This window comes from Aeromonas sp. 603757, from assembly GCF_049171255.1.
Taxonomy (GTDB): Bacteria; Pseudomonadota; Gammaproteobacteria; order Enterobacterales; family Aeromonadaceae; genus Aeromonas; species Aeromonas veronii_A.
Genome location: NZ_JAAKOE010000026.1, coordinates 14,815 through 32,914, shown reverse-complemented (window position 1 = coordinate 32,914; position 18,100 = coordinate 14,815). Strand labels below are relative to the sequence as shown.

The window sequence follows — 18,100 nt, the reverse complement described above, 5'->3', positions numbered from 1 at the left end:
AAGGTTTCTGCTGGGGTAACCTTGCTGCCGTTTAACAACATCATAAAAGGATTTCAACCATGTTTAAACGTGCGTTTTATTCTCTGCTGGTGCTCGGTATGACGGCTCCCGCGCTGGCCAAGGTCGAGGCCGTCGACGGCTATGTGCGCCTGCTGCCGCCGGGCACCCCCAACACTGCCGCCTTTATGGTGCTCAAGAATGACGCCGACCAGCCGGTCAAGCTGGTGGCAGCGGCTTCTGCTGCGGCCGGGCGTGCCGAGCTGCACACTCATCTGCACGAAAATGGTGTGATGAAGATGCGTCAGGTCGAGAATATCGAGATCCCGGCCAAGGGCGAGGCGGTGCTGAAACCGGGCAGCCTGCACATCATGCTGTTCGAGGTGGGTACGCTCTCCGAGCAGACTCCTTTCCCGCTCACCCTCACCATGGACGATGGTCAGAAGCTGGAGCTGTCACTGCCGGTGAAGCCGATTGAGCCGATGGCAGAGATGAAGCATATGAAGCACTGACATTTGTCGTCGTTTGTTCAGGATTGACGCTGGGTATTTTGGCTGCACCGAGTAAAATAGTGCTCTTTTCCATGTATGCAAGAGGAAGTGACGTAATGAAAAAGACGCTGATTGCCGGTTTTGTGCTGGCTCTGTGCAGCCAGAGTGCCATGGCCGCTGACGACTGGCGTTTTGCCGCCGGTGCCGACGTATGGGCAGCCAAGGGCAGTGGTCAGGCTTATGGCACCAGTGCCGATGGCAGCTATGACGACAGCTACAACTGGAACGGCTATCTGCAACTGGAGCACGGCATCATCCTCCTGCCGAACGCCAAGTTTGAAGTCTCCGATTTCAGCACCTCCGGCGGCAACTTCAAGAACGACCTGACCGCCTACGATCTGAGCCTCTACTACCGTCTGTTCAACAACGATCTGTTCAAGATCGATCTGGGTATGACCGGTCGTCACTACGATGGTGAGCAGGTCTATGTCGGTCGCAAGGGCTATAACGAAGATACCCTGATGGCTTATGCCGGCAGCGAAGTGAAGATCCCGGGCACCGGCATCGCCTTCTTCGGTGATCTGCGCACTCACGATGCGGACAACTATGACTACCGTCTGGGCGGTTCCTACAAGTTCTCCTCCATGCCGATCAAGCTGCGTGCCGGCTGGCGTGAAGCCAAGGTCGACTTCGACAACGTTGACCAGCGTATCGATGGCTGGTTCATGGGCGGCGAATTCACTTTCTAATCTGACCGTCAACTGACGAAGAGGAGCGATAATGGGCCACATCATAGTGACAGGTGCCGGTTCTGGTCTGGGTCGGGCGCTGACCATAGGTCTGGTTGAGCGGGGCCACCAGGTCTCCATGATGGGGCGCCGTTATCAGCGACTGCAGGAGCAGGAGCAACTGCTCGGCAGCGCGGTGATCGGCATCGCCGCCGATCTGGCGCACCATGAAGAGGTCGATGTCGCCTTCGCCGCTGCGGTGGAGTGGGGCGGGCTGCCCGACATGGTGATCCACTGCGCCGGGGTGGGTGAGTTTGGCCCGGTCGGTGTCTATACTGCCGAGCAGATCCGCCGGGTGGTGGAGAGCAACCTTATCTCCACCATTCTGGTGGCCCAGCAGACGGTGCGGCTTATCGGCGACAAGGGCGGAGTGCTGGCCAATGTGCTCTCCTCCGCCGCGCAGGTGGGCAAGGCCAACGAGAGCCTCTACTGCGCCTCCAAATGGGGGATGCGCGGCTTTCTCGAATCCTTGCGCGCCGAGCTGAAAGGCTCGCCACTGCGGCTGGTCAACCTCTACCCGAGCGGGATCCGCAGCGAATTCTGGGACAACTCGGATCACGTGGACCCGAGTGGCTTCATGACTCCGGAAGATGCGGCGGCCTATATGCTCGACGCACTGGAAGCCAGAAGCAGCTGCCACGTGACCGATCTCTTTATCGGTCGCAATCCCTGAGGCAACCCTTCATCCGGTTGCCGTCGTCAGCACACAGAAACAAAAAGCGCGCCAAATGGCGCGCTTTTTTATATCGGGAAGAGGGCGGAATTAACGGCCCAGCTTGGCCTTGAGCATGGCGATGATGTCGCTGATGGCCACTTCCTGCTTCTCGCCGGTGCGGCGGCACTTGTACTCCACCACGCCGTTGTCCAGACTGCGATCGCCGATGACGATGGCGTGCGGGATGCCCAGCAGCTCCATGTCGGCGAACATCACGCCCGGGCGCTCTTTACGGTCGTCGAACAGCACGTCCACACCAGCGGCTTTCAGCTCGGCGTAGAACTGTTGTGCCTGCTCGGCCACGCGCTCGGACTTGTGCATGTTCATCGGCACGATGGCCACTTCGAACGGGGCGATGGCGTCCGGCCAGATGATGCCGTACTGGTCGTTGTTCTGCTCGATGGCGGCAGCCACCAGACGGGAAACCCCGATACCGTAGCAACCCATCTCCATGGTGACGGACTTGCCAGCTTCGTTCAGCACGCTCGCCTTCATCGCTTCGGAGTACTTGGTACCCAGCTGGAAGATGTGGCCCACTTCGATACCGCGCTTGAGCAGCAGCTTGCCCTGGCCGCACGGGCTCGGGTCGCCTTCCACCACGTTGCGCAGGTCGGCAACTTCGTAAGAAGCGATGTCGCGATCCCAGTTGGCACCGGTCAGGTGGAAGCCGGTTTCGTTGGCGCCGCAGACGAAGTCCGCCAGATGGGCGGCGCTGCGATCGACGATGATGCGACCGGCAAAGCCGACCGGGCCGATGGAACCTGCATCGCAACCGGCGGCAGCTTTGATCTGCTCGTCGTTGGCGAAGGTCAGCGGGTTGGCAACGCCAGCCAGTTTCTCAGCCTTGATTTCGTTCAGCTCGTGGTCGCCACGCAGTACCAGCGCGATGACGGCCTGCTTGCCGTGCTCATCTTCCTCTGCCAGTACCAGCAGGGTCTTGGCGATGGCGGTCGGCGCCACGTTCAGGAAGGCAGCCACTTCGTCGATGGTGTGGACGTTCGGGGTGGCAACCTTGGTCAGGGCTGCGGTGGCGGCAGCGCGCTCACCAGCCGGTGCCAGCGCTTCGGCCATCTCGATGTTGGCGGCGTAATCGGAGCTGTCGGAGAAGGCGATCAAGTCTTCACCGCTCTCGGCCAGTACCTGGAATTCGTGGGAACCGGTACCACCGATGGAGCCGGTATCGGCCTGCACCGGACGGAAGTTCAGGCCCATGCGGGTGAACGCCTTGCAGTAGGCGGCGTGCATCTTCTCGTAGGTATCGACCAGAGATTCCTTGTCGATGTGGAAGGAGTAGGCATCCTTCATCAGGAATTCGCGGCCGCGCATCACGCCGAAACGGGGGCGCACTTCGTCGCGGAACTTGGTCTGGATCTGGTAGAGGTTGAGCGGCAGCTGCTTGTAGCTGTTCACTTCGTAACGCACCAGCGCAGTGATCACCTCTTCGTGGGTCGGGCCCAGCACGAAGGGGCGGTTGTGACGGTCGGTCAGACGGCACAGCTCGGGACCGTAGTCATCCCAGCGGCCGGACTCCTGCCACAGCTCGGCGGGTTGTACCACCGGCATGGAGACTTCGACGGCACCAGCATTGTTCATCTCTTCGCGAACAATGTTCTCGATTTTCTTCAGTACCCGCAGACCGGTTGGCAACCAGGCATACATGCCGGAGGCCAGTTTACGGATCATCCCGGCGCGCAGCATCAGCTGGTGGCTGACAACTTCAGCGTCGGAGGGGGTTTCCTTGAGAGTGGAAAGCAGATATTGGCTGGTACGCATCGCGGTAGACCTTAGCTAGAACGGGCGCGGGGCCCAGGATAATTTCAAGGGCGGAATTTTAACAGGCTGGGCGTTGCGGCCCAAGGGCTAAATTTGCCGCAGCCCGAAAGGTGACCACGCCCGGCAGATAGCCTGGGGTAATGACCATTGCAACAAGCAGGCTTTTTATGCCTGCAATTTGGCCGGATCTCCGCTAAACTCTGCCACCTTTTCTCGATGGGCATGGCTCTGCCGCGTTCATCACCCCCCATTTTTAGTACTTTTGGAGCCGCTCATGCCGTTAGTGGGACATCAACACCAGATCGAGATCCTGGAACTGACCGACAAAGGAGATGGCAAAGGACGCCTGTTCGATCGCCCCCTGTTTGTCGAAGGTCTGCTGCCCGGTGAGCAGGCGCTGGTGGAGCTGACCGAGGTCAAGCCGAACTATCTGCACGGCAAGGTTGCCGAGCTGCTCCAGCCCTCTGCAGATCGGGTTGCCGATTTCTGCCCCAACACCGAGTGTGGTGGCTGTCAGGTACGTCCGCTGGCCTATCCGGCCCAGCTCAAGCTCAAGCAGGCACTGGTGCAGAGCGCACTGGAGCAGGCCGGGCTGGGTGACACCCCGGTCAAGGATATCCTTGGCATGGAAAGCCCGTTCGCCTATCGCAACAAGGCGCAATATGCGGTGCGTGGCTGCGACGCCGGTGCCGAGATCGGTTTTTATCGCAAGCACTCCCACGATCTCATCACCGCCGATGACTGTGCGGTGCAGGATCCGCTGCACGTCGAGCTCAACGCCCGGGTGCGCAACTGGATGCGCGCGCACGACATCGCCGCCTATGACGAAGTAAACCACAGCGGCTGCGTGCGTAACCTGATGACCCGCAAGGGCTTCAAGAGCGGCGAGCTGATGGTGGTGCTGGTCACTTTGGGTGAGGAGCTGCCGTTCGAAGCCGAGCTGTTGGCAGCTCTGAGCGATCTGCCGGTTACTACTCTGGTGCAGAACATCAATGATGAGCGCACCAACCGCATTCTGGGTGCCACCAACCGGGTGCTGCTCGGCGAAGGGGTGATCCGCGACAAGATCCACGAACTCGAGTTCGAGATCTCGCCGCTCTCCTTCTTCCAGAACAACCCGACCCAGACCGATGTGCTCTACTCCAGCGCCCTCGAGTATGCCGAGCTGACCGGTAACGAGACGGTGTTCGACATCTATTGCGGTATCGGCACCATCTCCCTGTTCCTGGCTGGCAAGGCCGCCAAGGTGGTGGGGATCGAGTCGGTGGAAAGCGCCATCAGCGATGCCCGCCGCAACGCCGCCCTCAACGGCATCGAGCACACCGAATTCCACGTCGGCAAGGCGGAGCAGCTGATGCCCGAACTGCACGCCCAAGGTGTGACCGCTGATGTGGTGGTGATGGACCCGCCCCGCAAAGGCTGTGACAAGGCGGTGCTGCAGACCCTGGTCGCCATGGCGCCCCGCCGTCTGGTCTATGTCTCCTGCAACCCGCAGACTTTGGCCCGCGACCTTGCCTGGCTGGTCAAGCAGGGCTTCGTGCTGGACGAAGTGCAACCGGTCGATATGTTCCCGCACTCCATGCATGTGGAAGTGGTTGCCCGCCTGAGCCTGCCTGCCAAGGCATAAGTCGCCCCCGACTCTTGCCCATAAAAAAACGACGCCAGCTGGCGTCGTTTTTTTATCTCTGCAATCGGGGGGATTGCCGGTTAGCGGGTGCTCTGGCGCACCTCGGCGGCGATCTGGTCGAGCAGCTGTTGCCAGCCCTGACCCAGCTCGTTCACCAGTGCGTTGTAGCCATCGGCTGGCAGTACCCGCTCCTGACGGAAGGGGGCATCGCGCAGCACGGTGCCATCTTCTGCCAGCAGGCGCCAGCGACCGCTCAGCACGGCGCTGCCGTCATGACGGCCCTGAAAGCGCTCCACCAGAATAGTCAGCACCGGCCCCTTGCGGGCGCCATCCTGCCGTACCACCCAGCCCGGCAGGCGGGTGGAGAGGCCATTGAGGGTGAGCTGGTTGAGCTGATCGTCCAGCGCACCGGCCCAGCGATGGTACTCGGTGAAGTGGAGCTCTTGTCCTTCCAGCTGATAGACCAGACTGATCCGGTCGAGCTGGCTGGCCAGCGCCACCGGTCGCAGCACCAGCTGGTGCTGCGGTTGGGCCGGGGCCGTTACGGGTTGCTGGCTGTCGGCATCGAGAGAGTAGTAGTGCAGGCTTGGCTGGCTGCTGCAACCCGCCAGCAGCCCCAGCAGGGCCAGCGTCAGGATCTCTTTTTTCATTGTTTGCCTCGCTTGGGCTCAGGGTCCGATGGATGCGCGCGATCGAAGATCAGCGAACTGGGCTGCTCGTTGAGGGAGTGCACCAGCGGCTGCAGTTCGCGCATCAACTGATTGAGGGTCTGCACCGACTGACGCAGATCCTGATTGGTCTGCGACTGGGCATCATAGGCCTGCAAGGTCTCCTGCAACTGCTTGAGGCTCTCGTTGAGCGAGGCGGGCAGCTGCTGGGTGGAATCCTTGGCGGTGAGCTTGTTCAGGTTGGCGCTGACTGCACTGATGTTCTTCAGGGTGCCATCCAGGGTGGTGAGTGACCCGTTGACCTTGGTCAGGGTGGTCGCCATGTCCATGTCGACAAACTTGTCGAGGATGAGGTTCACCTTGCGCTCGATCTGATCCAGCCCGCCCTGCACGGTGGGGAAGACCTGATAACCGGCCAGCTTGGCCTGTTCGAAACGTGGCGCGTCCGGATAGAAGTTGAGGTCGATGATCTTGCCGCCGGTCAGCAGGCTCGAGGTCTTGAGGCTGGCACGCAACCCCTCCTTGAACTGCTTGCCGAACAGGGCACGCCACTGATCCTTCTCCGCCTTGGCATAGCGGTGGGAGAGGCGCTGTACCTCGATGCGAGCCAGCACCGGGATCTGGCGGCTCTTGAAGATCTGCACGCCCTTGTCCTCGATGAGGTAGGGGGCGGAGATGACGGTACCGACCCGAATGCCGCGATACTGCACCGCCGCGCCCGGGTGCAGGCCACCCACGTTGTCATCGAACAGGAAGACGTAGTCGATGAACTGATCCAGACTACCGGCCAGCACGCTCGCCTCATCCTGGAACAGGGTGAACCCTTCCATCTGTTTGACCGGCTCGCCAGGTGCCCAGCCGGGTGGCAGACCCATGGTGATGCCGCCATCGATCAGGCTCTCGAGCGAATCCATCTTCACCTTCATCCCCTCGCTGCTCATGGAGACCTCGAAGCCCGGGGTCATCCAGAAGCGGGAGTTGCTGCTCACCAGAATGTCATAGGGGGCGTGGATGAAGATTTGATACTGCATCTCGCTCTTTTCTGGCAGGAACTTCGCCTCTTCCACCTGACCTATGGTGAAGCCCTGATAGTTGATGGGGGAGCCTTCTCCCAGCGCGCGAGTGTCGCGACTACTGAGGGTGAGACGCAGCCCCTTGGCATCGAGGGAGGCGAGCGGCGGTTTGTCCAGCATGGCGTATTCGTCCCGCGCCCGCCCTTTCTTGCCGGGGGCGAGCTCGATATAGGCGCCGGAGAGCAGGGTGCTCAGACCCGACACCCCTTCACGGCCCACTCTGGGCTTGACCACCCAGAACTGGCTGTCACCGCGCAGCATGCCGGAGGCGGCATTGGTCAGCCGTCCTTTCAGCACAGCATGGCTGTAGTCATCGCTCAGCTCGACGGCCTCGATGCGGCCGACGTCCACTTCGCGGGAGCGGATCACCGTCTTGCCTGCGACTATGCCCTCGGCAGTGGCGACTGTCAGGGTGAAACTGGGGCCCTGGGAGTACCAGTGCTGGAACAGCATCCAGAGACCGATGAACAGCGCCAGCAGGGGCACCATCCAGATTGCGGCGGCAGAGCTCAGAAAGTCAGAGCCCGGTTTCCACCTTTTTTTACGCTCACTCACGTTCGCGTTCTCCTTGTTGTAAATCCCAGATCAGGCGGGAGTCGAAACTCATGGCGGCGACCATGGTGATCAGCACCACACCAGCAAATGCGACGGCCGCAGGGCCGGGGTAGATGGTCATCAGATTGTCGAGCCGGATCAGGCCCGCCAGAATGGCCACCACGAAGACGTCGATCATCGACCATCGTCCGACAAATTCGGTCATGCGATAGAGTTTGAGCTTGCCGAGGGGGGAGGTGACATTGCCGCGCTGCACCATATAGCAAAGCCAGAATAGCGCCAGTATTTTCACCAGCGGCACCACCACGCTGGCGAAAAAGATCACCGCCGCTATGGGGTAGGAGCCCATGGCCCAGAGCAGCACCACACCGCCGAGGATGGTGGAGGGGCTGTCATCACCGAGAAACACCGTATCCATGATGGGATAGACGTTGGCCGGAATGTAGAGAATGGCGGAGGTAAACAGCAGCGCCCAGGTGCGGTTCAGGCCGCCCGGCTTGCGCGCATGCAGCTTGCCGCCGCAGCGGGAGCAGCTGTGGTTGCCCACCTCGCTCAGAGCACCACAGATATGGCAGCCCACCAGACCTGACTCCAGCGCGCCCGCTTCCGGGTCGATCTCCCGCGCCTCGGTCGGGCCGAACAGCCGCTGCCACAGCCACATCTGATCCAGTGAGGAGATCATCTTGATAAGCAGCACGGTGTAGCCGACGAAAGCCCAGAATGACAGCCCCATCTTGATGTCGGCCATCCCCATCAGCTTGACCAGCGAGATGAGCACTCCCACCAGAAAGACATCCACCATCAGCCAGGGTTTGATCCGGCAGAGCAGACGGCCGAGGGAGCGCAGGGCATTGCTGTGCAGATCTTTATCGATCCGCCACAGCACCAGCATGATGGAGCCCATATAGACCAGCGGCAGGCCGATCAGGGTCAGGCTCAGTACCGCGCCGAGAAACAGATAGCCCTCATCCACCAGGGTGGTGATGCTCTGCAAAAAGGTCATCTCCTGGCCCACCCCTTTGGCCGAGAAGGACATAAAGGTAAAGGCATTGGCGAGCACGAACATGATAAGTGCCGCGAACCCGTAGGAGATCGGCCGCAACTCCTGCTGTGGCAGGTGGCGACTCAGGGTGTGTCCGCAACGGGGGCAGCAGCTGGCCTGTCCCACCTCGAGCGGTGTGGCCGGTATCAGCAGGTCACACTCTTCGCAGGCAGTGGCATCATGGACATAGGTGGTGTGGTGTTGGTGTGAAACCGGATGCAAGATAAAACCCCAGATAAGGCCCATGGTGGAGCCAGAGCTGGCGATTATCGCAGTTGTGCTGGTCAGCGACCAGCCCCCGGAGGCCGCTATTGCTGGCGGGAGTGAGAATGACTTTGACAAGCCAGTGCCCATTTAGCACAATCAAACGCCACTTTTTTTCCGCGGGACAATAATTTATGACAACTGAATCCCCAAGCTACTCCACGATTGAGCAAGCCTTCTCCCTCGGGAACGGGCAAGATTCTGCCCTCAACTGGTTGCGCAAGAACCGCAGTCAGGTCGCTATCTTTCTGGTGAGCGGCATCAAGCTGGAAGGCACCATCAGCGGGTTTGACCAGTACAGCGTGCTGCTGACCGATGCACACGGCAACCAGCAGCTGGTCTACAAGGCCAAGATCTCCACCATCGCCATGCACACCGGCCGTCCGCAGGTGAACATCCAGCGTGCTCGCAAGCCGCGTGTCTCCATGGCGCCGCGCCCCCATGGTGCGCCGGGTCGTTATGACGACAATCAGGGCGGCGGCAACAACGAGTAATCGTCTGCCTCGCACTCCCCGTTGACGCGCCCTGCGTCAGCGGCTGACGGAACCTGCTCTCATTTTCATTCATGTCCCGTATGAGAGCCGGTTCCGGTTATCGCCCCTTGCAGGGCGATATTTTTTCCGCACTACGCCGTTATGCCGACCGGCTTGCCCTCTTTGACCATGCAGGTCTGCATCCCCGCCGCTTGTCCGGCCTGAACCCCGATACCGGTATCTTCAAACACCAGACAGCCTAATGGCTTGACCCCCAGCTTGCTGGCGACCAGCAGGAAGGTGTCTGGATTGGGTTTGTGCAGCTCAACATCGTCGGCCGTGACCACCACGGAGAAATAGCGATCCAGCCCGGTATTGCGCAGCACCGCTTCGGCGTTGACGCGGGGCGAGCCGGTGCCGATCCCCATCGGGATTACGCCATGATAGCGCTCGACCAGCGCCTGCATGGCCGGAAACACGGTCGCCTTGTGCAGGTTGGCCACATAGTGGGCGGTCTTGCAGCGGGTGACTTCGAGCGGATCGAGGGGGATCTGCTGCTCCTGTGCGACCAGCAGGGCGATCTTGCGGCTCGGCATGCCACCCAGTTCATAGAACCAGTCGGCATCGAAGCGAAAGCCAAACTCACGGGCGGTATGTTCCCAGGCGGCGAGGTGCAGCGGCATGGAGTCGACCAGGGTGCCATCAAGGTCAAAGACCAGGCCTTGGAATCCGGAAAGCGTCATGGTGCGGGTCAGTCTCTGAAAAAAGGGAGCCCATTCTAGCCAGTGGCTCCCCGCCTCGCCATCACCTAGCAGGTGAGAAACGCTTGCCCCCACATTTGCGCCTGAAAATAGACGGGGGTGAGTCTGGTCGGGTCGAGCTGGTATTTCGGTGCCAGCTGCTCCAGCAGGGCCCAGTTGCCCTGTTCATAGGTCCTGACCAGCTGGAACAGGTGGAACAGCGGCCCTTCGTGCCGCTCGATGGCTCGTTTTACGTTGTTGGGCAGGTGGGCCTTCAGCGACTCCGATAGCAGGGAACCATCGAGTACCAGCCCGACCAGAAAAGCCCAGCTTGCTTCGCGTTTGTCTAGGGCGGTGAGGGCGATAAGTTCACAGAAGCGACCGCGAGCGATGGCCATCCGGGTAGAGGCCTCCGGCATATGCTGGCTTACCCGGGCCAGGCCGTTGATCAGCACAAACTTGCGGATCTCCTGCTCTCCCAGATAGGAGAGGGCGCGGGAAACCGAGGTGATGGGGGCGGCATGATCGAAGCCGGGGGCGTTGACATAGGTGAGTAGCTGGCCCGGGAGCAAGGCATCCTGCTCCAGCAGGCGGGCCACCTGGGCAAAGGAGAACTCCTCGTGGCAGATGAGCTGGAGGATCTGCTGCACAAGTGCCATGTCGGGCTGGGTGGCACGCTGATTGACCAGCTCGGGGCGGGCGAGAAAACCACCGGCAAAGAAGTCGACTCCGGCCTCTCGCAGCGGGAGAAAGTCTTCCCAGGTTTCGATATCGAGGGCCATCCGCTTGTGTTCGGTGGGCTGGCAGATCCCCTCTTCGCCCATCCAGAATACCAGCAGACGGCTGGCACCGAGCCAGCGTGGCTCACGGCTGACCCCGTGTACGGCAAGCCGGCGTCGACTGTCTCGCCACTGTTCCAGCACCGGAAAGGAAGCTGGTAGCCGTTCGCTGGAGGCTTCGACCAGCGGGATCGCATCCTGATCAAACAGCAGGGGGCGCTGTTCATCGAGCTGTTCGTGGGTGAAGGGCACCAGATATTGGCGCCCTTGTGCCAGCAGGCGGCAATGTTGTGCCAGCGAGGGCCACTCGTCCGGTGAGCCGAGCAGATAATCGATGCCGTAGGCCACCAGGGCCAGGCGGCGATTGAAGATGGGATAACGACGCAACAGCATGGGATCACCGATAGGCCAGAGTGCGCGCCCGTCCTTGAGACTTGGCGTGGTAGAGCGCCTGATCGGCCTGTTCGGTCAGACTCTGCCATGCCTCGTTCAGGGAGGGAACCAGATAGCTAAAGCCTATGCTAACCGTAATGAAATCAGCAACCCGCGAGGCGGGATGGGGCAGTTTTAATCGGGTTAGGCCATCATGGATCCTCTCGGCCAGTTGTTCGGCCTCACCGGGTTGGGGGGCGCAGAGCAGGATGACGAACTCTTCTCCGCCATAACGAGCCACCAGATTGGTAGAGCGTCGCTCGGCCTCCCGCAGTACTCGGGCTACCTGCTGCAGGCACTCATCCCCCTTGGTATGACCGAAGTGATCGTTATAGGCCTTGAAGTCGTCGACATCGATCATCAATACCGCCAGCGGATTTTGGGTGCGCCGTGCCCACTCCCATTCCCGTTGCATGGTGATGTCCCACTGGCGCCGATTGGCGATACCAGTCAGAGGGTCTTCCAGCGAGAGCAGGGAGAGGCGGTGATTGGCCTCCTCCAGTGCCCGATTGGTTTCGGCCAGTTGTATCGTGCGTTCGGCAACCCGCTCCTCCAGCTGGCGGTTGAGGGTTTCCAACTGCTCCTGGGTGCGCTGGCGGATCAGTAACTGTGACAGGATGGCGGCGTACTGTTTGAAAATCTCGCTCTGATGAGCCTTGAGTGGTCGGTGACAGAGCAGGTTGTCGGCGGCGATCCAGCCGATGGGAGTGGTGCCATCCCACAGCGAGACCATGGCGTTCCAGCCACGACCTACCTGCTGTTTCTCGTAGTAGAGGGGGGTATCTTCCAGCACCAGTACGTAGTCCTTACGCCTGAGTGCCTCCTGCACCGTGGGGTGCTCCGGAATGGGGCTGACAAAGTCATGTTCGTCTACCAGCTCTCCCTCTTCGCTGGTGCCCCAGGTGCCGCGCATGGTCTTGCCATCGGGTTCGATCAGGAAGATGGCGACCCGATCGAACTGCAGTTCCTTGCGGGCCAGAAGCACGGCGTCCCGCAGCAGATCGTTCTCGCTGCGGCTGCGGGAGAGGGTGACGCTGACCATGTGCAGCGCCTGCAACATGGTGAGAAAAGAGCCCTGCAGCGCCTGACTCTGCACCAGATCGGTCTGGGTATGGAGCCGCTGATCCCGCTCCTGATTGACCTGGCTGGATAGCAGGTGGTTGCTCAATTCGGCGGTCAGATAGTGGATCAGCAGCTGGATCCCCTGACGCTGGCGTGCAGAGAGGCGGTCGATACGGCGGTGGGTCTCCAGATAGATGACCCCTTCCAGGCTCATATGGCGTTTGAGGGGGAAGCAGGCGCGTAGTCGTTGCTGGGCTGGTTCGACATTCTCACCAGAGTCCGGCGGCTGGTAGATCTGCTCGATCACCAGTTGCCCCTTGTCCATCGCCTTGTCGAGCAGATGGTGGGGCAGGGTCAGTTGACCGAGATGGGCGAGATCAAGCGTAGTCAGCCCCTTATCGAGCTGAAAGCTGTAGAGCTGCGGTTCGGGGGCTTTCAGCCAGAGGTAGAGGCGTTCGGCATCGGTTTTTTCACGGATGGTGGCGAGGCTCACTTCGCATAACTGAGCGAAGTTGGTGAAGTGTTCCGGGTCCCATTCCTGCATACCAGCATCCCTTGGATTGTACCCAAGCGAGTATAAACATATTTCTCTTTGATTAATATGTCAGAAAGGAGAGGTGTCGCACATATTGGTTGCATTCCACGTTATGCGTGGAAACATTCACTGCTTTTACTGCCAACTGTGGCGAAAACTGTGCGTAGTGGCGCCACTTGTGGCAGCGTGTATGGCAGATGCGGGGCAAAAAAGAGCCCGCGCAATGGCGGGCTCTCGGGCAGATGAGATGACTCTGTGCGGCTTACTCAGCCTTGGGGGCTACGTCCGCAGGTGTGCTCTCGGCGACCGGGGCTTCCGGTGCCGGACCCGGTACCAGATCTACCGCCGGCTTGGCGATAAGGGAACGGGTCTCTTCCACCGCTTCGGTCAGCTTCACCTCGATGAGCTGGCCGAGCTCGTAGACCACCTCGGTCTTGTCCAGATAGACGCGACCATTGTCCCAGTTGCACTCCAGGCGATCCTTGTTGTCGAGGATATGACGGGCAGGCATGAAGACCACGGCGCCATTCTCCTGCAGACGCAGCTTGAGGCCAGCACGCATCACGTCGATGATCTCGGCGTTGAACACCTTGTCGGTGCCTGCATCGGCCTTCAGGTAGCGGACATAGAGCCAGTCACCGATGTCACGCTCCACCATGCGGTGCAGGCGGCGGCAGGCGGTCAGGTGCTCGGTGAGCTCGGTGCTCGGGCGCTCACCCGGGGTCTTGCCGGCGATGACGGCTTTGAGCAGACGATGGTTGACCATATCGCCGTATTTGCGGATCGGGGAGGTCCAAGTGGCGTAAGCATCCAGACCCAGACCGTAATGGGCGCCCGGTTCGGAGGACATCAGCGCATAGCTCTGGAAGCGGCGGATCTTGCCATCCAGCCAGCGGGTGTCGAGGTTGTCGATCCAGCGGCGCAGGGCGCAGAAGCCGGAGAGGCTGGCGATCTCGTCGCGCTCGAACGGGGCTTCGGCGCTTTTCAGCAGGTCGATGGCGCCGTCGAGGGACTCTTCGTCAAAGCCGGTGTGAACGTTGAAGATGCCGTAACCGACGCTCTTGCCCAGCACGCGACCGGCGCAGATGTTGGCGGCGATCATCGACTCTTCCACCATGCGGTTGGCGATGCGGCGCGGCTCGACGTGGATAGCCAGCACTTCGCCATTCTCGCCCAGCTCGAAGTCGTAGTCGGGACGATCCGGGAATACCAGCGCATGCTCGGTGCGCCACGCGATGCGTGCTTCGGTCATCGCCTTCATCAGCGGCAGCTGGGCCAGCACACCTGCGTCGATAGCCAGCTCTTTGCCATGCTCAGCCCAGTCGGAGACGTCGTCATAGTTGAGACGGGCGTGGGAGCAGATGCGGGCGGCGAAGAACTCGGTCTCCTCCAGCAGCAGACCATCTTCGGCGATCAGCAGACGGGCGCACAGGGTGTTGCGCTCCTCGCCCTCTTTCAGGGAGCAGAGCTCGTCGGAGAGGGTGCGCGGGATCATCGGCACGTTGCGGCCCGGCATGTAGACGGTAAAGGCGCGCTGGGCGGCCTCTTTGTCCAGCTCGCTCCCTTCGGCCACATAGGCGGTCGGGTCAGCGATGGCGACCAGCAGCTCCCAGCCGTTGTCCAGCTTGGTGATGGCCAGCGCATCGTCCATATCCTTGGTCTTGGCACCGTCGATGGTGAAGAAGGGGACTGCGGTCAGATCGCGACGGGGCAGCTCTTCCTCTTCGATCACCTTCCACTCCGGCAAGTCAGCCGGCTCGACCTGGGCCAGATTGTGGCGCGCCAGCACCACCCACCAGGGCACATTGTGATCTTCCTGGGCGGCGATCTTCTGGATAATCTCGGCAGAGAAGTTGCCGTCGACCAGCGCATGGCGCTTGAGGGTCGCCACCACCCAGTCACCTTCCTTGAACTCTTTCTCATCCAGACCCTTCTTGACGCGGGCCTTGATGGCATCCTTGATCAGCGGATGGTCGGCAACCACGTTGAGGCGGTCACGGAACATCTTGACCCGGGCCACGAAGCGGGTGACGGACTGCTCCAGCAGGGTATCCGGCTCGGCCACTTCCTTCTCTTTTTCGGTGCGGATCAGGGCGGTCACCCGGTCACCGTGCATCACCTTCTTCATGTAGGGAGGCGGCACGAAATAGCTGGTCTTCTCATCGACTTCCAGAAAGCCGAAGCCCCGGTCCGAGGCGCGGATCACACCCTCTTTCTTCGGGATGTTTTCGCGGATTTGTTGCTTGAGCTGGGCCAGCAGCGGATTGTCTTGGAACATAAATGGGGAACCTGAGTGGAGACCTGATGAAGAAACGCCCAGCACTATACGTTTTTAGCCCTGCAAAGCCAAGGTGAATGGCCTGATCAGCGTGGTTTCAGAGAGCTGCGGGCATAGTCGATGAGCCGTAAAGAGAGCTGTTTGTGTACCCCTTTTTCCAGTACCCAACGGTGCCAGTAGAGTCGCTCCGTCAGGATGCGCTCTGGGCTGAGGTTGACCAGTGAGCCACTCTCCAGTTGTATCCTGATCTGTAATTCCGGGATAAGACAGTAGGCCACTCCCTGTTCGGCCATGGCGACAAAGGCCTCCGACGAATGAACCGTATGGCAGGGGTAGCCGCCAGGCTCCAGCCCGAACTGCTCCCTCATAAAGCTTACATGCATGTCATCTCGCTGATCGAACGCTACTGCCGGTGCCTTGGCCAGTGCTTCCCGGGTCAGACCGCGAGGAAAATGGCGAGCCACAAAGGCCGGGCTGGCGGTGAGCAGATAGTTCATCTCACCCAGCTCGTCGACACAGCAACCAGCCAGCGGTTGGGGGCTCAGGCTGACCGCGCCGAAGGCCTGTCCCTCGCGCACCTTGTCGAGGGTGCGGCACTCGTCATCCACCAGCAGGTTGAGTTCGATGGGATGCTGCTCAAGCAAGGGAGTAATCGAGGGCAGAAACCAGGTGGCCAGGCTGTCGGCATTGACGGCGATACTGATCCGGATGGGTGCTTGTGGTGTGGCGGGAGCCAGCTCACCAGCCAGTTCCAGCTCTAGCTGGTGGACCTGACGATAGTGTGCCAGCAGCTTCTGGCCGAGCTGGGTCGCCTGCAACGGCTGGCTGCGGATGAGCAGCGGCTCGGCAAACTGTTGCTCCAGTAGTTTGATCCGCTGGGAGATGGCGGACTGGGTCATGTGCAGTGATTTGGCGGCCCGCTCGAAGTTCTGCTCCTGCAATACCGCATCCAGTGCCCGCAGCAGTTTGTAGTCCAGCTCTTTCATCTTCCCTCCCTTGCGTTGCTTCTGGGCTGACTCTACGTCACTCGGCAGGGGACAACAATGGGTGGCGACAGGGCCGTTACGCTGTGATTTCTGACAGTAGTGATCAGGTTGTTGAGGGAGGATACTGCCCGCTGACCCATGGGTTAGCCTGCGGGCTCATAGCGATCTGTTTATCCCGGGTCTGTTTTCCCGGGATTTTTTATGGCTGCGTTGCCAGCGCCGGTGATGGTTGCTGCAGTAGAGAGTGGCTGGTTTGATAGTGGCCCAGCAGAGGTTTGCCAACGGCACGGGCGAAGCGTTCATCCAGATGGAAGCGGATCCCCACCCCGCGCACGGCCCCCAGATCCACCGCCTGGCGATGGCCGAGGCGCTCGATGGGCAGGCCGAGGCGGCGGAAGATGCGCTCTACCGGCAGGCTGACGACAGCGACCAGCTCACGGATCCCGTGAGCATGGGCGAAGGCATAGACTTCGCGAAAGATGACGCAGGTGAGCTCGCTGACGCCATTGACCATCCGCGGAGCACGGCTGGCATCGATGGCAAGACGGGTCAGTTCCCAGACATCGGGGGTACGCGGTGCACTTTCACCGGCAAGGGCGGTGGGGAAGATGGTGGGCAGCATATAGGCATCGGCACAGTTGAGCAGGCGAATACAGCCGCATAGCCCTTGCTTATCCTCGATCAGCACCCAATGGGTGTCTGGCGTATCAAAACTGTCACGCTCAAGTCCCCGATGGGACTCTACATCCCAGCCGAGCCGGTCGGAAAAGACGCGATTTCGAAAGCGATAGAGTTCATCCTCTACCTCATTTCGTGGATGCTCTCTCAATTTTCCTTTGAAAACCAACATTATGGGCCCTCTGTCTTGCTATTCGCCGTTATAATCACATGTCTGGCCAAGGGGGCTTTCATATGAAAAGAGACCAACTGCTTGAGTATCTCGAACATTTCACTTCGGTGACGGATGGCAACCGTCTGGCCGAGCTGATCGGTCACTTCACGCTCGGGATGGGCTACGACTACTACCGCTTCGCGCTGATCCTGCCGATGTCGATGCAAAGACCCAAGGTGGTGCTGTTCAATCACTGCCCTGACTCCTGGGTGCAGGCCTATACCGAAAACAACATGCTGGCATGTGATCCGGTGATCCAGCTGGCGCGCAAGCAGACCTTGCCCATCTACTGGAATCGCCTCGATGAGCGAGCAAGCTTTCTGCAAGAGGGAAGCATGGATGTGATGGGGCTGGCAGCCGAGTTCGGGCTGCGCAACGGCATCTCCTTCCCCTTGCACGGTGCCGCCGGGGAGAACGGGATCCTCTCCTTTATCACGTCCGAGCGGGCCTCGAGCGATCTGCTGCTGGAGTCGTCGCCGATCCTCTCATGGATGTCGAACTACATCTTCGATGCCGCAATCCGGGTGGTGCGTTTCAGCATGATGGACAGTGCGGGCAAAGAGCCCCTGACCGAGCGCGAAACCGAGTGTCTGTTTTGGGCCAGCGAAGGAAAGACCTCCTGCGAGATAGCCTGCATCCTCGGCATCACGGAGCGCACGGTCAATTACCACCTCAATCAGGTCACCCGCAAAACCGGCTCCATGAACCGCTACCAGGCCATTGCCAAGGGGGTGGGGACCGGCTTGCTGTTGCCCAATCTGGAGCAGGTGGTGGTCACCAATTTTCCCCGAGTGTTGCAGTAGTCCGAGTCTCACATGCCACAGATTCTCCTGCTGCTGTATGAGGGTCACAATTGTCAGATCCGGTAATTGACAAGGGATTGAATAGAAAAGCTTCATCATTAGCAAAATGAATGAACCAGTAAATCAA

16 protein-coding genes are annotated in these 18,100 nt (G+C 60.4%); 6 read left to right on the top strand and 10 right to left on the bottom strand.

Annotation, left to right across the window (positions count from 1 at the left end; translation table 11 throughout):
• Positions 1 to 59: 59 nt before the first annotated feature.
• The 3 genes from G5332_RS19020 to G5332_RS19010 all read left to right on the top strand — a co-directional run bounded on the left by G5332_RS19020 (position 60) and on the right by G5332_RS19010 (position 1,949).
• Positions 60 to 509, top strand: coding sequence for a copper chaperone PCu(A)C (locus G5332_RS19020; protein ID WP_216960811.1), 450 nt, complete (start codon positions 60 to 62; stop codon positions 507 to 509).
• Positions 510 to 604: 95 nt separating this feature from the next.
• Positions 605 to 1,237, top strand: a complete 633-nt coding sequence (locus tag G5332_RS19015; protein ID WP_058059690.1) for a TIGR04219 family outer membrane beta-barrel protein — start codon at positions 605 to 607, stop codon at positions 1,235 to 1,237.
• Between the two features lie 31 nt (positions 1,238 to 1,268).
• Complete coding sequence (locus tag G5332_RS19010; RefSeq protein WP_157162400.1) at positions 1,269 to 1,949, top strand: SDR family oxidoreductase; 681 nt, start codon at positions 1,269 to 1,271, stop codon at positions 1,947 to 1,949.
• A gap of 90 nt (positions 1,950 to 2,039) precedes the next feature.
• Here the strand turns inward: G5332_RS19010 and G5332_RS19005 are convergent, their stop codons facing one another.
• Complete coding sequence (locus G5332_RS19005) at positions 2,040 to 3,764, bottom strand: proline--tRNA ligase (RefSeq protein ID WP_421311540.1); 1,725 nt, start codon at positions 3,762 to 3,764, stop codon at positions 2,040 to 2,042.
• Positions 3,765 to 4,038: 274 nt separating this feature from the next.
• Here G5332_RS19005 and rlmD point away from each other — a divergent pair, with 274 nt between their 5' ends.
• Entirely contained in the window at positions 4,039 to 5,391 is a 1,353-nt protein-coding gene (gene rlmD, locus G5332_RS19000) for a 23S rRNA (uracil(1939)-C(5))-methyltransferase RlmD (protein WP_416014984.1), read from the top strand.
• 80 nt (positions 5,392 to 5,471) lie between these two features.
• Here rlmD and G5332_RS18995 read toward each other — a convergent pair whose 3' ends face one another.
• Genes G5332_RS18995 through G5332_RS18985 form a run of 3 tightly spaced genes read right to left on the bottom strand, consistent with a single transcriptional unit; the run spans position 5,472 to position 8,951 of the window.
• Positions 5,472 to 6,041: a PqiC family protein gene (locus G5332_RS18995; protein ID WP_021231745.1), complete on the bottom strand. Its 570-nt coding sequence runs from the start codon at positions 6,039 to 6,041 to the stop codon at positions 5,472 to 5,474.
• The gene (pqiB, locus tag G5332_RS18990) at positions 6,038 to 7,687 is read right to left on the bottom strand and encodes an intermembrane transport protein PqiB (protein ID WP_005335774.1); all 1,650 of its coding nucleotides are present in this window, start codon (positions 7,685 to 7,687) and stop codon (positions 6,038 to 6,040) included. The genes G5332_RS18995 and pqiB overlap by 4 nt, the downstream gene beginning before the upstream one ends.
• On the bottom strand, positions 7,680 to 8,951 hold the full coding sequence (locus tag G5332_RS18985) for a PqiA/YebS family transporter subunit (protein WP_421172431.1): 1,272 nt from the start codon (positions 8,949 to 8,951) through the stop codon (positions 7,680 to 7,682). The genes pqiB and G5332_RS18985 overlap by 8 nt, the downstream gene beginning before the upstream one ends.
• Before the next feature lie 176 nt (positions 8,952 to 9,127).
• Between G5332_RS18985 and hfq the strand changes: the two genes are divergently transcribed.
• Positions 9,128 to 9,487 (top strand): RNA chaperone Hfq, encoded by a 360-nt coding sequence (hfq, locus tag G5332_RS18980; RefSeq protein ID WP_005335772.1) that lies wholly within the window; start codon positions 9,128 to 9,130, stop codon positions 9,485 to 9,487.
• Between the two features lie 131 nt (positions 9,488 to 9,618).
• Here the strand turns inward: hfq and G5332_RS18975 are convergent, their stop codons facing one another.
• The 6 genes from G5332_RS18975 to G5332_RS18950 form a co-directional block, all read right to left on the bottom strand.
• Positions 9,619 to 10,209: an HAD family hydrolase gene (locus G5332_RS18975; protein ID WP_421249616.1), complete on the bottom strand. Its 591-nt coding sequence runs from the start codon at positions 10,207 to 10,209 to the stop codon at positions 9,619 to 9,621.
• A 65-nt stretch (positions 10,210 to 10,274) separates the two neighbouring features.
• Positions 10,275 to 11,378 carry an EAL and HDOD domain-containing protein gene (locus G5332_RS18970; protein ID WP_216952069.1) on the bottom strand — a complete coding sequence of 368 codons (1,104 nt, stop codon included), beginning with the start codon at positions 11,376 to 11,378 and terminating at the stop codon, positions 10,275 to 10,277.
• A 4-nt stretch (positions 11,379 to 11,382) separates the two neighbouring features.
• A complete protein-coding gene (locus G5332_RS18965) occupies positions 11,383 to 13,023 on the bottom strand; it encodes a diguanylate cyclase domain-containing protein (RefSeq protein ID WP_421311539.1) in 1,641 nt (546 codons plus the stop codon).
• 253 nt (positions 13,024 to 13,276) lie between these two features.
• Positions 13,277 to 15,292 carry an exoribonuclease II gene (locus G5332_RS18960; RefSeq protein ID WP_216952067.1) on the bottom strand — a complete coding sequence of 672 codons (2,016 nt, stop codon included), beginning with the start codon at positions 15,290 to 15,292 and terminating at the stop codon, positions 13,277 to 13,279.
• Positions 15,293 to 15,378: 86 nt separating this feature from the next.
• The gene (locus G5332_RS18955; RefSeq protein ID WP_421259382.1) at positions 15,379 to 16,278 is read right to left on the bottom strand and encodes a LysR family transcriptional regulator ArgP; all 900 of its coding nucleotides are present in this window, start codon (positions 16,276 to 16,278) and stop codon (positions 15,379 to 15,381) included.
• Positions 16,279 to 16,477: 199 nt separating this feature from the next.
• Entirely contained in the window at positions 16,478 to 17,128 is a 651-nt protein-coding gene (locus tag G5332_RS18950; RefSeq protein ID WP_216979493.1) for an acyl-homoserine-lactone synthase, read from the bottom strand.
• 62 nt (positions 17,129 to 17,190) lie between these two features.
• Here G5332_RS18950 and G5332_RS18945 point away from each other — a divergent pair, with 62 nt between their 5' ends.
• Entirely contained in the window at positions 17,191 to 17,973 is a 783-nt protein-coding gene (locus G5332_RS18945) for a LuxR family transcriptional regulator (RefSeq protein ID WP_216952064.1), read from the top strand.
• The last annotated feature ends 127 nt before the right edge of the window (positions 17,974 to 18,100 follow it).